The following is a 14,346-nucleotide window of genomic DNA, read 5'->3' as shown; positions in this document are numbered from 1 at the left end:
CCGGGAAGGCGTGTCAGACCACGCAGTTCCGGACAGGGCTTTTTACTGTTTGTCAGGAGAGTCCGTCGTACCGGACCCGCTAATTCATGGAATCTACAATTAAATTTGCCAGAGCACCGAGTTCCGCCATCTGGTCTTCCTTTAAGGAGGATTTGATCGTGATGGTTTCATCGAGTATGGTCATGTTCTTCATCTCGGAGATGATCTCTCCCATCTTACGTCCGGCTGTTACGCCCCAGGAACCATTTTCCAGGAGTGCCACGGTGCGGTTCTGCAGATTGTGAGCCTTTAAATCGAGGAGTACGTGCTCCATACAGCTGAAGATGCCGCCGTTATACGTCGCGGAAGCGAATACGAGGTGGCTGCAGCGGAAGGCCTCGGAGATGATGGTGGACGGATGCGTGGAGGAGACATCATACATGACAATGTTCTTCACGCCGCGGTCTGCCAGCCGGCAGGCCAGAATATTCGCCGCATTCTCCGTGTTGCCGTAGATGGAACCGTATGCGATCATGACGGCTTTCTCTTCCGGTTCGTAGCTGCTCCAGGTTAAATACTTGTCCACATACCATGCGATATCGGATCTCCATACAGGACCGTGGAGCGGGCAGAGGATTTCGATGTCCAGTGCGGCGGCTTTTTTAAGCAGCGTCTGAACCGATGCGCCGTACTTTCCGACGATATTGGTATAATATCTTCTGGCATCAGCCAGCCAGTCACGTTCGAAATAGAGTTCATCCGCAAACAAGTTGCCGTTCATGGCGCCGAAGGTACCGAAGGCATCCGCGGAGAAAAGGATCTTGTCCGTGGTGTCATACGTCACCATGACCTCCGGCCAGTGTACCATGGGGGCCATCAGGAAGGTGAAGGTATGTCTGCCGGAACAGAAGGTGTCGTTTTCTTTCACGATCACGGCTCTGGTATCGATATCAAATTCATAGAACTGCTTGATGATCGGAATCGTCTTTGCGTTGCAGACCACGGAGACATCCGGATATCGTCTGATCAGTTCGCCGAGTGTTGCGCAGTGGTCCGGTTCCATATGATTAATGATCACATAGTCCAGCGTTCTTCCTGCCAGAACGGATTCCACATTTTCGAAAAACTGCCCGGTGATTGCCCGGTCGACCGTGTCGAAGAGAACGGTTTTTTCATCTAAAAGAAGATAAGAATTATAGGAGATCCCGTTTGGAATAGGGTATGCGTTCTCGAACAGGGCGAGCCTGCGGTCGCTTCCGCCGACCCAGAACAGGTCATCTTTAATATTTTTTACACAGTACATAATGAAGCCATCCTTTCGTCATAATCTCACACATATAATTTCGTAAGAAGTATACTACAAAATCGGGAAAATGTCATTGTATTTTTATACGAACTTAGTATGAATTCAGCGGTCCATTGCATTATAGTATAACCGGAAGGATGGATTTTTAGCGGAAACATCATTTTTTATTAAGACAGAGTGAAGGCAGCCTGTTATAATGGGAGAAAAGAGACCTGATTTCCCATGAGGAAGATGGTTTTGTATTGGAACATAACTGGAGGTGTGGCAATAAATGGATGGAAAAAACAGAATCGTAAAGGACATTCTGGAGTCTGTTGAGAAAAACATGGGAACCGGGGAAAATTTGAGCCTGGAAGCATTGGAAGCACATACGGGGTATTCCCGTTTTTATTTGAACAGGATTTTTGCTGAGGAAACCGGCTGTACCATTCACCGCTATATCATGGAACGGAGACTGACGGAGGCGGCCAGAAAGCTGGTGGAGACGGACAAGACGATCGTTGAGATATCCGGCGAGGCGGATTATCAGTCTCAGCAGGCGTTTACACTGGCATTCCGGCGGGCTTACGGATGCACGCCGTTTACCTACCGGGAACGGAAGCATTTTACGCCTCTTCGTGAGCAGACAAAGCAGAAGAAGACAGGGGGAACCGCCTTCTGCGGAAGAAAGAATAACTGGAGGTGTGCGGCATGAGTCTGGTACCGAGTGTGATCGAGACGACGTCAAAGGGGGAGCGCAGTTACGACCTCTTTTCCCGTCTGTTAAAGGACAGAAATATCTTTCTGGGGGAAGAAGTGAACGATGAGACGGCCCGGCTGGCGGTGGCCCAGCTGTTATTTCTGGAAGCGGAGGACCCGGCGAAGGACATTTCCTTCTATATTAACAGTCCGGGTGGTTCTATTACGGCCGGTCTGGCCATTTACGACACGATGCGTTATATCCGGTGCAATGTATCGACGATCTGTATCGGACTTGCAGCCAGTTTCGGCGCATTTCTGCTGGCCGGGGGGACGAAGGGCAAGCGTTTTGCCCTCCCCAACTCTGAAATCATGATACATCAGCCGGCAGTGGAGAAGATCGGAGGAAAGGCGACGGATATCCAGATCTATTCTGAGAAGCTTCAGCAGGATAAGAGACGGCTGAATCGGATTCTGGCTGAAAATACGGGAAGAACGGAGGAAGAGATCTGGCGGGATACGGAGCGGGATCATTTTATGAGCGCCGAAGAGGCGAAGGAATATGGGATTATTGATACGGTGATGAGAAAGAGAGAGGAAAAGGCATAAATCTGAAAAGAAGATACGAAAGGGGCGGCCGCCCTGATGATTGTACAGTCATCGGTGCGGCCGCCCCTTATCGGCTGATGCCGTTTTATGAAACTTAATAGCCTGCACTTAATGCAGCAGCCAGGCTTGCGCCAACTACAGCGTATAAAATTAAGGACAGCACGATTCCCACTGCCATAACGATCAGTCCGGCGCGGCAGAAATTCTTCCTGTTCTCGTTTCCATTGCCAAATGCCCAGACAAAATACATAATTACATTGACACATGGGATAGCCAGAACGATTAACGTGATCAGCCATTCCCCCATGGTCATGACAGCCTTATTAGGATCTGTCGCCATTGTGTTGTTTTCCATACTTAGTACCTCCTGTAATTTAATCTATCTACCGTTAAAATTATATCATATACTGTCGTAATTTGTCTATTTTTTCTTTGCCGGGTTACAGGCTCCCCGGGGATTTCAGAACTGTGAAAAGCAGGTGCAGCAGGTTCCGGGGCTCATAGATCATGGGCGGCCGGTCAGGAAACCAGTATTTCATGCGGATGATATAGAACACGACCATAAGGAAGATGCATACGGCTATGTAGACGGAAAACAGGCGCGCTTTTCGTTCCAGGACGTAATGCTCGTACAGAAATAAAAGCCCTCCGGCCAATAGCGGCAGGAGAAATGGATTGTGCAGAAGACTGCCGTGGATATCCCCTTTTAACAACAGGACGGCGGCTCGGGTAAGTCCGCAGCCGGGGCATGGAATCCCCAATAAGAGCCGGGCCGGGCACACCTTGCCAGCAGCGGCAGTCATGCCAGAAAGGAAAATTGCGCACAGAAGTATTCCGGGCAGGCAGTGTCTGACATCGGAAATCAGATGTTTTATTCTTTTTTTACACAAAATCGGGCTGTGTTTCTTTTTCATAAATTACATAGTATCCTTTTCATCGGTTGTGTGAAACTGCAGATTTCATTATAAGGCAGTGTTACCGCTTTTACAAGCTTGTGCCTCGAATAGAGGTTTGATATAATGAAGCTGTTTGATATGCGAAGTCTGATATCATGAAACAGTCTTAAATGCAAAGTCTGATATCATGTAACAATTTAAACTGCGAAATTAAGATAAACAGGATGGGACGTCTATGATCAAAAAAACACATATTGTATTTCTGTCATTTCTCTGTGCCGCGCTTGGAGGCTGCGGGAGCAGCAGGCCATTGGCGGAGAAAGAGACTTCTCCTCTTACCGTCGTGACTGCCACAGATCTGCACTATTTATCACCGGAGCTTACGGACTATGGAACCGGATTTATGAGAATGGTCGGAAATGGGGATGGAAAGCTGACTCAGTACGCGCCGGAGATTACGGACGCTTTTTTAGAGGAGGTAGAGAAGCTGCATCCGGACGCGCTTATTTTAAGCGGAGATCTCAGTTTTAACGGTGAGAAGACAAGCCATGAGGAACTGGCCGGGAAGCTGTTCAAGCTGCAGGAACAGGGAATCCCGGTTCTTGTGCTGCCCGGAAATCATGATATCCTTTATCCGTTTGCCGCCCAATTTGAGGCAGAGACGGTGACGAGGACGGAACGGGTCAGCGGCGAAGAATTTCGTGATATATATGGCAGTCTGGGGTATCAGGACGCAACTGGAAAGGATGAAGAATCCTTAAGCTTTCTGTATGAGCTGTCGGAACGAGTCTGGCTGCTGCTTCTGGACGCGAATACGGAGGATGCACCCGGCCGGATTAAGGATTCCACGATGCAGTGGGCGGAGCGGCAGATGAAACGCGCTGAGGAAGCGGGGGCCTCCATCTTCACGGTGACTCACCAGAATGTCCTGGCTCAGAACAAACTTCTGTCACAGGGCTTCCTGCTGGATCATCATGAGGAGATGGAACAGCTGCTGAAAGCTCATGGGATCGCTTTGAATCTAAGCGGTCACGTTCATATCCAGCATATTGCGGAGAGCGGCGGCCTTTATGACATCGCAACCGGATCCCTCACCGTGTCCCCGCACCGGTACGGCGTTTTGACGGTTGATCCGGATGGAAGCATCGCGTATGAAACGAAGCCGGTAAATGTGGATCGATGGGCTGAGGAAAAAGCTGGAATCCCCGGTGAATATGGGGATTTTGAAGCGCTGTCCAAGGCGTATTTTGACGCGTGCACGCGAAAAAAGATGAAGAAAGAGCTGGAAGCGCTGTCAGTTTCGGAGGAGGAGCTGGCGCAGATGACGGAACTGGCCGTGGAGATGAACAGGAACTACTTTGCCGGCATGACAAAACCGGAAAAAGAAGTGACGGATACCGAGGGCTGGAAACTTTGGAAAGAAAAAGGCGCAGAGCTCTTTTTCGGAAAATACATGGATTCCATGCTGGAAGATGCGGGATGTAATGAAAACAAACTGAAAATAGTAAGGGATCTGAGGCCATAGTTCCCGGAGACGATTTTGGAAGGAGGCTTATCCATGGATAAGAAAAATACAAGAATACTGGTCAGCGCCTGTCTGCTGGGTGTCAACTGCCGCTACGACGGAAAGAACGGCTGTCGTGACGAGGTACTGAAGCTGCTTCGGGAGTATGAACTGATCCCGGTCTGTCCGGAGCAGATGGGAGGGATGGAGACCCCCAGAGAGCCGTCGGAATGCCGGAGAGACGGCGGGCGTGTCCAGGTGATGAACCGGAAGGGCCAGGATGTGACAGCGCATTTCGAAAAGGGCGGGGAGGAAGCGCTTAAGATCGCAAAGCTGTATGGATGCCGGTACGCCATTTTGAAGGAGCGCAGCCCGTCCTGCGGCAGTGGAATCATCTACGACGGAACCTTTTCGGGCGCTAAGACGGCCGGAGACGGGGTGACAGCCCGCCTTCTCAAGGAGCATGGGATCAAAGTTGTGGGGGAAACCAGCATTTCAAGCTTGATATCGGAAATCAGCAGTGATATGATGGATGACAACATAAATATTATGTAACTACTCAACCGTGCATCTTCTTGTTTTCGAAAAGAGCGAAAACAAGAAGCCCGGGCGTTCCGCCCTATGCCAGTTTGCACAGAAAAGTGTTTATACAAGCGAGCTTGTAACACACGTTTCTGTACAAACTGCCGCACGGCTGAATAGTTACCAAATTACAGAGGAGTGACAGGAATATGAAAACAAATGTAACGAGAGACCAGGCGCTTTCCCTTCTTATGAAATATAATAAGGAGCCCTTCCATATACTTCACGGGCTTACGGTGGAAGGCACCATGCGCTGGTATGCAAAGGAACTTGGATACGGTGAGGACGAGGATTTCTGGGGAATCGCCGGCCTTCTTCACGATGTGGATTTTGAAAATTATCCGGAGGAGCACTGCATCAAGGCGCCGGAGCTTCTGGCCGAAGCAGGGGCTGAACCGGAGCTTGTTCATGCGGTCGTAAGCCATGGCTATGGACTCGTCTCTGATGTGGAACCGGAGCATGATATGGAGAAGGTACTGTTCGCGTCAGACGAACTCACAGGCCTGATCGGAGCCGCCGCCAGAATGCGTCCGTCGAAGAGCGTCATGGATATGGAGGTCTCCAGTTTGAAGAAAAAATACAAGGATAAACGGTTCGCGGCAGGCTGTTCCCGCGAGGTGATCGCCCAGGGAGCCGAAAGGCTCGGCTGGACGTTAGAGGAGTTGTTTGAAAAGACCATTGAGGCCATGCGTTCCTGCGAGGCCTCTGTCAACGAAGAGATGGAAAAGCTGGGCGTTTAAGAACGCCGGAAAGGGAAGAACAATCGGGAGAAGAGAACGATGATATCAGTTTCAGTGCTGAATTTTACAGGAGTTTACGAGAGAGAAAGCTTCTATAAAGATGGGGACTGTGAATGGATTGACTGTTCGGATTTGTCCGGGGTAAACGGATTCTGTGATGAGGCATCCATGGAGGAGATTGAGGCGCGGATCAGTGGGCTGTCAGGCTGGATTCACTTTATAGACGGCGGAAATTTCCACTATTTAAGCTATCTCATGGTGAGGAAGATTCGGGAGCCGTTTACCCTGGTGGTATTTGACCATCATACGGATATGAAGCCTTCTATATTTGCTGGAATTTTGTCCTGCGGCTGCTGGATCAAACGGGCGCTGGACGACCAGCCATACTTAAAAAAGGTGATCCTGATCGGTGTCGCGGATTCGCTGGCAGATACCGTAGAATCAGAGTATGCGGACCGCGTGCAGGTGTTTTCGGAGAACGCGGCAGGGGCAGATGACTCATGGCTTAAGGCTCTGGAAACAGAGGTGTCGGAGGCCGTGTATCTGTCCATAGACAAGGACGCGTTCGGGCGAAAGGAAGTGGTGACTGACTGGGATCAGGGAACCATGACGCTGGAACAGCTTGAGAGGGCGTACCGCTGTCTGGAGAGCCGCCGGATTCTGGGTGTGGATATCTGCGGCGAGGCGAATCAGGACGACTCTTTTTCGGGATGGATGTCCGTGTCAGACAAACAAAATGACGCGGCAAACAGACGAATCCTCCGAATGCTTCGAAACGGTCATAAGAAGCCGGAGGGCAGTATACAATAGGGAGAGAGAAATGGAAGAAGCACCGATATTTTCGAAGGCGGCCATCAGGCGGCTGATTCTGCCGCTGATCATCGAACAGTTTCTCGCCGTCTTAGTGGGAATGGCGGATACGATCATGGTGGCCGGAGTGGGGGAGACCGCGGTCTCAGGAATTTCCCTTGTGGATACGCTTAATATTCTGTTGATCAACGTGTTTACCGCCATGGCTACCGGAGGCGCTGTCATAGCGGCCCAGGAGCTGGGGGACGAAAACAGGGAGGAGGCGTTAAAGGCCTCCAATCAGCTGATTCTTGTGGTTCTGATATTTTCAACGGTTTTAATGGTGTTGTCCTTACTGTTCAACTACCAGATTCTGCGGACGATTTACGGGAAGATCGAACCATCTGTCATGAATTACGCCAGAACGTATTACTACCTGACGGCGCTGTCGTTTCCGTTTCTGGCGGTGTATAACGGGTCGGCGGCTATCTGCCGCTCCATGGGCAATTCCGGGATATCCATGAAGGTGTCCATGCTGATGAACGGGATCAACATTGTGGGAAATGCCATTCTGATTTACGGCTTTCATCTGGAGGTGGCCGGGGCCGGGATCTCCACGCTGCTGTCACGAATTACCGCGGCAGTCATCCTGGTGTGGGTGATCCGGAATCCAAAGCTTCCGCTGTGCATCGACAAAAACTTTCATCTGGGCTTCCATCCTGCCATCATCCGGCGGATCATGGGGATCGGAGTTCCCATGGGAGTGGAAAACGGCCTCTTTCAGGGCGGTAAGCTTCTTGTGGCGGGGCTGGTCTCCAGCTTCGGTACGACCTCCATTGCCGCCAATGCGGTGGCGGGAACCATCTGTTCCTTTCAGGTGATTCCGGGCAGCGCCATCTCCCTGGCCATGATAACCGTGGTGGGGCAGGCCGTGGGCGCGAAACGGTATCAGGAGGCGAAACGGTATGCAAAGAACTTTATTTTCCTCATCATGGGAGCGCACTTCCTCATCTGTTTTCCGATGCTGGTATTTCTGCCGCACATTATCGGCTTCTACCATGTGTCAGAACAGACGGCGGAGCTGGCCAGAATCATCTGCACGCTTCACGGATTATGCTGCGTGCTGATCTGGGCGCCATCCTTTGCGCTTCCCAATGCCCTGCGTGCCGCAGATGACGTGAAATTTGCCATGTGCATTACCATTGCGTCCATGTTTCTGTGCCGGATTGCCATGAGCTTCGTTCTGGGACGGTATCTTGGCATGGGGCTGATCGGTGTCTGGATTGCCATGGTTCTGGACTGGGCCGTGAGAGCGGTGGTCTACGCCGCGCGTGTCGCGTCGGGAGGCTGGCTGAAGCATCATAAAGTTCTGGCCGCGCGCCAGGAGGCTGAAAAAACCGTTTTACAAAACACTTGACAGCGCCCGGCAAGTACGATATTATTTCGGTTAAATAAATTGGATATGTGACAGAGGAGAAAGAAGACATGAAAAAGGTTGTGAAATTCGGCGGCAGTTCTCTGGCCAGTGCAAGACAGTTTAAGAAGGTTGGGGACATCATTCGTTCCGAAAAGAGCAGACGCTATGTGGTTCCATCTGCGCCGGGCAAGAGAAACGACAAGGACGAGAAGGTTACGGATATGCTGTATCAGTGTTACGATGCGGCGGCAGAGGGAAAAAGCTACAAGAAGATTCTGGAGAAGATTAAGAGCCGTTACATGGAGATCATCGACGGACTCGATTTAAACCTGAATCTGGATCATGAATTCGAGACCATCGAGGAAAATTTCATAAAGAAGGCCGGCCGTGATTACGCGGCATCCAGAGGCGAGTACTTAAACGGCATCGTCATGGCCAACTATTTAGGCTATGAATTCATCGACGCGGCAGAGGTCATCTTCTTCGATGAAGACGGCAGCTTCGAGGCGGATATCACCAACCGTGAGCTGGGAGAACGCTTAGAGCATGTGGAGCGCGCGGTTATTCCGGGCTTTTACGGCGCCACTCACAGCGGAAGCATCCGTACGTTCTCAAGAGGCGGATCCGATGTCACAGGCTCCATTGTGGCGAAGGCCATCCATGCTGATATGTATGAGAACTGGACCGATGTTTCCGGCTTCCTCGTAGCGGATCCGCGTATCATCGATAATCCGGAGGTCATTGAGACCATTACATACAGAGAACTCCGTGAGCTGGCCTACATGGGAGCCAGCGTTCTGCATGAGGACGCCATCTTCCCGGTCAGAAAAGAAGGCATTCCGATCAATATCCGCAACACCAACAGGCCGGAGGAGAAGGGCACCCTGATCGTGGAGAGCACCTGCCGCAAGCCGCGCTATACCATTACGGGAGTTGCGGGCAAGAAGGGCTTCTGCTCCATCAACATTGAGAAAGCCATGATGAACGCCGAGGTAGGGTTCGGCCGCAAGGTTCTGGAGGTATTTGAAAAATACGGCATTTCCTTCGAGCATATGCCTTCGGGAATCGATACCATGACCGTGTTTGTCCATCAGTCCGAATTCGAGGAATACGAACAGTCCGTGATCGCGGGAATCCACCGCGCCGTCGAGCCTGATTTCGTGGAACTGGAATCTGACCTGGCGTTAGTTGCCGTCGTGGGACGCGGCATGAAGGCCACGAGAGGCACCGCCGGAAGAATCTTCTCCGCGCTGGCCCACGCCCGTGTCAACGTCAAGATGATCGACCAGGGCTCCAGTGAGTTAAACATCATTATCGGCGTTAAAAATGCAGATTTTGAGGCGGCCATCAAGGCGATCTACGATATCTTTATCTCAACCGAAATCTGATAAATGGTATATCCATATATCCAAATGAAAAACCGGTCAGCACAGAGGCTTAAAAGCCTGTGCGGACCGGTTTTGCTGCAGTACTTATTAATCCTCCGGAACAAAGACATCTTTGCCCATTCCGCAGAGCGGACATACCCAATCCTCAGGAAGATCTTCAAAAGCTGTGCCTGGATTGATTCCGTTGTCCGGATCTCCATCAGCCGGATCATATATGTATCCACATGGCTCACAAACGTATTTTTGCATAACAGTCACCTCTTTCTTTCGTTGATACCCTATTTTACCAGATATGTAACTATTTTACAACTAGTGCAGATAAATATAGCCAGAAAATACTTTAGAATACAGGAAATATGTGGTAAAATAAAATCAAAATTTTATACATCAGGGAGGACTAAGATGCAATACCGCAATTTTGGAAAGACAGGAATTAAAGTGTCAGCGCTGGGGTTCGGAACCATGAGATTTCCACTGCTTCACGATGAGGTGGTCGATGAGGAACGCGCTATCGGTATGATCCGTCATGCCATCGATGAGGGCGTGAATTACATTGACACCGCTTATCCTTATCATCTGGGAGAGAGCGAGAAAATCGTGGGAAAAGCGCTGGCAGACGGATACAGGGAGAAAACGTATCTTGCGACCAAATGTCCCGTATGGAAGCTGGAGAAGGCGGAGGATTTCGAGACTATTCTGGATGAGCAGCTGGAGAAGCTGAACACGGATCATATCGATTTTTATCTGCTTCACGCTCTGAGCGGCGAACGCATGGAGGACAAGGTAAAGCCGTTTGAACTGATTAAGCGGATGGAAAAAGCGAAGGCTGAGGGAAAGATCCGCTATCTTGGATTTTCCTTCCATGATTCATATGACGTGTTTCAGGATATCATAGATTATTATGATGGATGGGATTTCTGCCAGATTCAGTATAATTACGTGGACACCGAGCACCAGGCTGGAACAAAGGGGCTTAAGTATGCCGCTGAGAGAGGCCTCGGGGTGGTGATCATGGAGCCTTTGCTGGGCGGGAGGCTGGCGAATCCGGCATCCCATTTAAAGAAGGTATTTCCGGAGGACAAGTCTCCTGTGGAGTACGCGCTGGATTTCCTCTGGGATCAGCCTGAGGTCAGCCTGCTGCTCAGCGGAATGAGCGATGAAAAGCAGGTGGAAGAGAATCTGGAGTACGCGAAAAGAAGCAGCGTGGGTATGGCGACGGAGCAGGACAAAGAGGTGGTAAAAGAGGCAAAGCGCGTCTTTGATTCCATGGCTTTGGTGGGATGTACCGGATGCAGATACTGTATGCCATGTCCATTTGGCCTGGATATCCCGAAGATATTCTCGCTGTACAACATGACTGCGGCGCACAGGGAGGAAGAGGCCAGGGCGGAGTACGAGGCTCTGGAAAAGAAAGCGGGCGACTGCCGCTCCTGCCACCGCTGCGAGAAGGAGTGTCCGCAGATGATCAAGGTAAGCGAGGTCATGAAGGAAGTTGCAAAGGTGTTTGAGAAGACAGAAGCCTGATTGGCAGGAAAACAGGCTTTCACGGAAGAAGGATTGAAGGAGGAACGGGTTATGCTGGAAAAAATTGATTTATCGAAGAAAATGGATAAAGATACGTACAAGCATGTCATCGGAGAGCAGAGCGAAAGACTGGGCCTTTTGCAGCGGGAACTGAGAACGGCGGGGATCCCTGTCATGATCGTGTTTGAAGGCATGGGTGCGGCCGGAAAAGGAACGCAGATCAACCGGCTGATTCAGGCGATGGATCCCAGAGGATTCGAGGTCTTTGCCAACAGCAAGGCCACCGAGGAAGAACAGCTTCGCCCGTTCCTGTGGAGATTCTGGACCAAGACACCGGCCGACGGCCGGATCGCCATCTTCGACCGGAGCTGGTACCGTCAGGTGACGATCGAACGGTTCGACGGACAGATCAAGGAGAAGAATCTGCCGGAGGCCTTTCAGGATATTTTATCGTTTGAGCGCCAGCTGGATGACGGCGGAATGGTGATCATCAAGCTGTTCCTCTATATTTCCCAGGAAGAGCAGAAGAAGCGCTTCAAGAAGCTGGAGGACTCCAAGGAGACGTCCTGGCGTGTGACGAAGGATGACTGGCGGAGGAACAAGGAGTATGGCCGTTATCTGGAGATCAACGAGGAGATGCTTCAGAAGACCGATACGGAGCGTGCGCCGTGGTCCATCATCGAGGCGACGGACAAGGATTACGCCGCCGCCAAGATCATGACCCTTGTAGCGGACCGCTTCGAGGCGGCCTTGAGAGAGAAAGCGGCTCCGAAGCCGGAAGTGTCGGAGAAACCTCCGGTGAAGGAAGAGAGATATCAAAACGGTGTGCTCTCCGGTGTGGATCTGACGAAGACGCTGACCAAGGAAGAGTATAAAAAAGAGATCGACCGGCTCCAGAAGCGCCTGGAGTTTCTGCACAGCGAGATTTACCGCCTGAGAATTCCGGTGGTTTTAGGATTTGAGGGCTGGGACGCAGGTGGAAAGGGCGGCGCTATCAAACGGCTCACCAGTCATTTGGATCCACGCGGATACCGTGTGAACCCGACCGCCTCCCCCAATGATATCGAGAAGGTGCACCATTATCTGTGGCGGTTCTGGAACAACGTTCCGAAGGCGGGCCATATCGCCGTCTTCGACCGGACGTGGTACGGCCGCGTCATGGTGGAACGGATCGAGGGCTTCTGTTCGGAGGCGGACTGGAAGCGGGCCTATCAGGAAATCAACGAGATGGAGGCCCACATGGCCAATGCCGGGGCCGTGGTCATCAAATTCTGGCTCCATATCGACAAGGACGAGCAGGAACGCCGATTCAAGGAACGCCAGCAGAATCCGGCGAAGGAGTGGAAGATTACGGACGAGGACTGGAGAAACCGGGAAAAATGGGACCAGTACGAGACCGCTGTAAACGAGATGCTGGTGCGCACCTCCACAACGTACGCGCCGTGGGTTGTCGTGGAAGGCAACTGCAAGTACTATGCCCGCGTGAAGGTCTTAAGGACTGTGGTCGATGCTCTGGAGGAGCGGGTAAAGGCGTGCGGCAAAAAATAACAGTTAGTCCTGCTTGTGTTTTCCTGTCTTTTAGTGTAAATTAATAGGGAGCAGGAGGCAGGAAATGAAAACAGTAATCATTGTGGGCGGTGGCGCCGCGGGGATGCTGGCAGGCATTGCAGCAGCTAGGAATGGCGGCACCGTCCATATTTTTGAGAAAAATGAAAAGCTGGGGAAAAAGGTCTTTATCACGGGCAAAGGACGCTGTAACGTGACCAATGCCTGCGACACCGAGGATTTGTTCCGGAATGTGGTGACAAATTCCAAATTCCTTTACAGCAGTTTTTATGGATTTAATAATTTTGATATGATGGCACTTTTGGAGGAGGCGGGGTGTCCGCTGAAGACCGAGAGGGGAAACCGGGTATTTCCGGTGTCCGACAAGTCTTCGGACGTGATTAAGGCGCTGTCCGGAATGCTTGGGAGACTGGGAGCGGAGGTTCACCTTCACTCGGAGGTAAAGGAGCTTCTTCTGGAAGACGGCCGGTGCCGCGGGATTCTCTTGAAAAAGGGCGGCACGGAGACGAAGGTGTACGGAGATGCGGTGATTGTGGCCTGCGGCGGCCTGTCGTATCCGACTACGGGCTCCACCGGGGACGGATACCGGTTTGCCGGAGCAGCCGGGCACACGGTGACGGAGCTTTCACCAGCCCTGGTTCCGTTTGTGGTGAAGGAACCGGTAGTGAAGGAGCTGCAGGGCCTTTCCTTAAAGAACATTGAGGCCGCGGTGATGCGCGGCAAAAAGGTGATCTACCGGGAGTTCGGGGAGATGCTTTTCACCCATTACGGAGTCAGCGGCCCGGTGCTCTTAAGCGCCAGCAGCTACGCCGTAAAGGAATTGAAGAAAGGACCGCTTTCTCTCGTTATCGACTTAAAACCGGCGCTGTCGGAGGAACAGCTGGATGCGCGGCTGCTCCGTGAATTTGAGGGGACTTTAAACAAGCAGTTTAAGAACGCGCTGGTTCATTTATTCCCATCCAAGCTGGTTCCGGTCATGGTGGAACGGAGCGGGATTTCTCCGGAAAAGAAGGTGAATGAGATCACCAGGGAAGAACGGAAACAGATAATCCAGGCGACAAAATCATTTACCGTGACGATTACGGGGCTTCGCGATTACAACGAGGCCATCATTACGCAGGGCGGCGTCTCTGTAAAAGAGGTGAATCCCTCTACCATGGAGTCGAAGCTGATTTCCGGGCTTTACTTTGCCGGGGAGGTGCTCGATTTGGATGCGGTGACAGGAGGATTTAACCTCCAGATCGCCTGGTCCACCGCCTGGACGGCCGGAAGCGAAGCTGCCAGGCCGGATCCTGAATGACTAGTACAGCATTGCGTAAATAACTGTGATATAGTGCTTAATATCTGCGTCAGGTGTGCGTCCGTGAA

At 51.5% G+C, this 14,346-nt stretch carries 15 protein-coding genes; 11 read left to right on the top strand and 4 right to left on the bottom strand.

Annotated elements, in window-relative coordinates; translation table 11 throughout:
- Positions 1-79: 79 nt before the first annotated feature.
- Entirely contained in the window at positions 80-1,282 is a 1,203-nt protein-coding gene (locus tag H8S75_RS10455) for an FprA family A-type flavoprotein (protein WP_002600390.1), read from the bottom strand.
- A gap of 274 nt (positions 1,283-1,556) precedes the next feature.
- On the opposite strand from H8S75_RS10455, the gene H8S75_RS10450 reads away from it, so the two are divergent.
- Together H8S75_RS10450 and H8S75_RS10445 are read left to right on the top strand one after the other, a co-directional pair.
- On the top strand, positions 1,557-1,979 hold the full coding sequence (locus tag H8S75_RS10450; RefSeq protein ID WP_187021324.1) for a helix-turn-helix domain-containing protein: 423 nt from the start codon (positions 1,557-1,559) through the stop codon (positions 1,977-1,979).
- Entirely contained in the window at positions 1,976-2,572 is a 597-nt protein-coding gene (locus H8S75_RS10445; RefSeq protein WP_187021322.1) for an ATP-dependent Clp protease proteolytic subunit, read from the top strand. Before H8S75_RS10450 ends, H8S75_RS10445 begins: the two co-directional genes overlap by 4 nt.
- Before the next feature lie 94 nt (positions 2,573-2,666).
- Here H8S75_RS10445 and H8S75_RS10440 read toward each other — a convergent pair whose 3' ends face one another.
- Positions 2,667-2,927 (bottom strand): hypothetical protein, encoded by a 261-nt coding sequence (locus H8S75_RS10440; RefSeq protein WP_187021320.1) that lies wholly within the window; start codon positions 2,925-2,927, stop codon positions 2,667-2,669.
- 85 nt (positions 2,928-3,012) lie between these two features.
- Entirely contained in the window at positions 3,013-3,486 is a 474-nt protein-coding gene (locus tag H8S75_RS10435; RefSeq protein ID WP_187021318.1) for a DUF2752 domain-containing protein, read from the bottom strand.
- A 217-nt stretch (positions 3,487-3,703) separates the two neighbouring features.
- Between H8S75_RS10435 and H8S75_RS10430 the strand changes: the two genes are divergently transcribed.
- From H8S75_RS10430 to H8S75_RS10405, 6 genes are all read left to right on the top strand, one after another.
- Positions 3,704-4,993: a metallophosphoesterase gene (locus tag H8S75_RS10430; protein WP_187021316.1), complete on the top strand. Its 1,290-nt coding sequence runs from the start codon at positions 3,704-3,706 to the stop codon at positions 4,991-4,993.
- A gap of 33 nt (positions 4,994-5,026) precedes the next feature.
- A complete protein-coding gene (locus H8S75_RS10425) occupies positions 5,027-5,527 on the top strand; it encodes a 2-thiouracil desulfurase family protein (RefSeq protein WP_187021314.1) in 501 nt (166 codons plus the stop codon).
- A gap of 176 nt (positions 5,528-5,703) precedes the next feature.
- Entirely contained in the window at positions 5,704-6,294 is a 591-nt protein-coding gene (locus H8S75_RS10420) for a hydrolase (protein WP_117623330.1), read from the top strand.
- Between the two features lie 39 nt (positions 6,295-6,333).
- Positions 6,334-7,104, top strand: a complete 771-nt coding sequence (locus H8S75_RS10415; protein ID WP_187021312.1) for an arginase family protein — start codon at positions 6,334-6,336, stop codon at positions 7,102-7,104.
- 10 nt (positions 7,105-7,114) lie between these two features.
- Positions 7,115-8,500, top strand: a complete 1,386-nt coding sequence (locus tag H8S75_RS10410; RefSeq protein ID WP_187021310.1) for an MATE family efflux transporter — start codon at positions 7,115-7,117, stop codon at positions 8,498-8,500.
- Positions 8,501-8,568: 68 nt separating this feature from the next.
- On the top strand, positions 8,569-9,888 hold the full coding sequence (locus H8S75_RS10405; RefSeq protein WP_187021308.1) for an aspartate kinase: 1,320 nt from the start codon (positions 8,569-8,571) through the stop codon (positions 9,886-9,888).
- Between the two features lie 87 nt (positions 9,889-9,975).
- Here H8S75_RS10405 and rd read toward each other — a convergent pair whose 3' ends face one another.
- The gene (gene rd / locus H8S75_RS10400) at positions 9,976-10,137 is read right to left on the bottom strand and encodes a rubredoxin (protein WP_055655477.1); all 162 of its coding nucleotides are present in this window, start codon (positions 10,135-10,137) and stop codon (positions 9,976-9,978) included.
- A gap of 153 nt (positions 10,138-10,290) precedes the next feature.
- Here rd and H8S75_RS10395 point away from each other — a divergent pair, with 153 nt between their 5' ends.
- The 3 genes from H8S75_RS10395 (at position 10,291) to H8S75_RS10385 (ending at position 14,278) form a co-directional block, all read left to right on the top strand.
- The gene (locus tag H8S75_RS10395; protein ID WP_187021306.1) at positions 10,291-11,412 is read left to right on the top strand and encodes an aldo/keto reductase; all 1,122 of its coding nucleotides are present in this window, start codon (positions 10,291-10,293) and stop codon (positions 11,410-11,412) included.
- Positions 11,413-11,463: 51 nt separating this feature from the next.
- A complete protein-coding gene (pap, locus tag H8S75_RS10390; RefSeq protein WP_187021304.1) occupies positions 11,464-12,960 on the top strand; it encodes a polyphosphate:AMP phosphotransferase in 1,497 nt (498 codons plus the stop codon).
- Between the two features lie 64 nt (positions 12,961-13,024).
- Positions 13,025-14,278, top strand: a complete 1,254-nt coding sequence (locus H8S75_RS10385; RefSeq protein ID WP_187021302.1) for a BaiN/RdsA family NAD(P)/FAD-dependent oxidoreductase — start codon at positions 13,025-13,027, stop codon at positions 14,276-14,278.
- Positions 14,279-14,346: the final 68 nt, after the last annotated feature.

Source organism: Hungatella hominis (assembly GCF_014288005.1).
GTDB lineage: Bacteria > Bacillota > Clostridia > Lachnospirales > Lachnospiraceae > Hungatella > Hungatella effluvii.
Note: the sequence above shows the minus strand (reverse complement) of the source record. Positions and strands in the feature narration are given on the sequence as shown.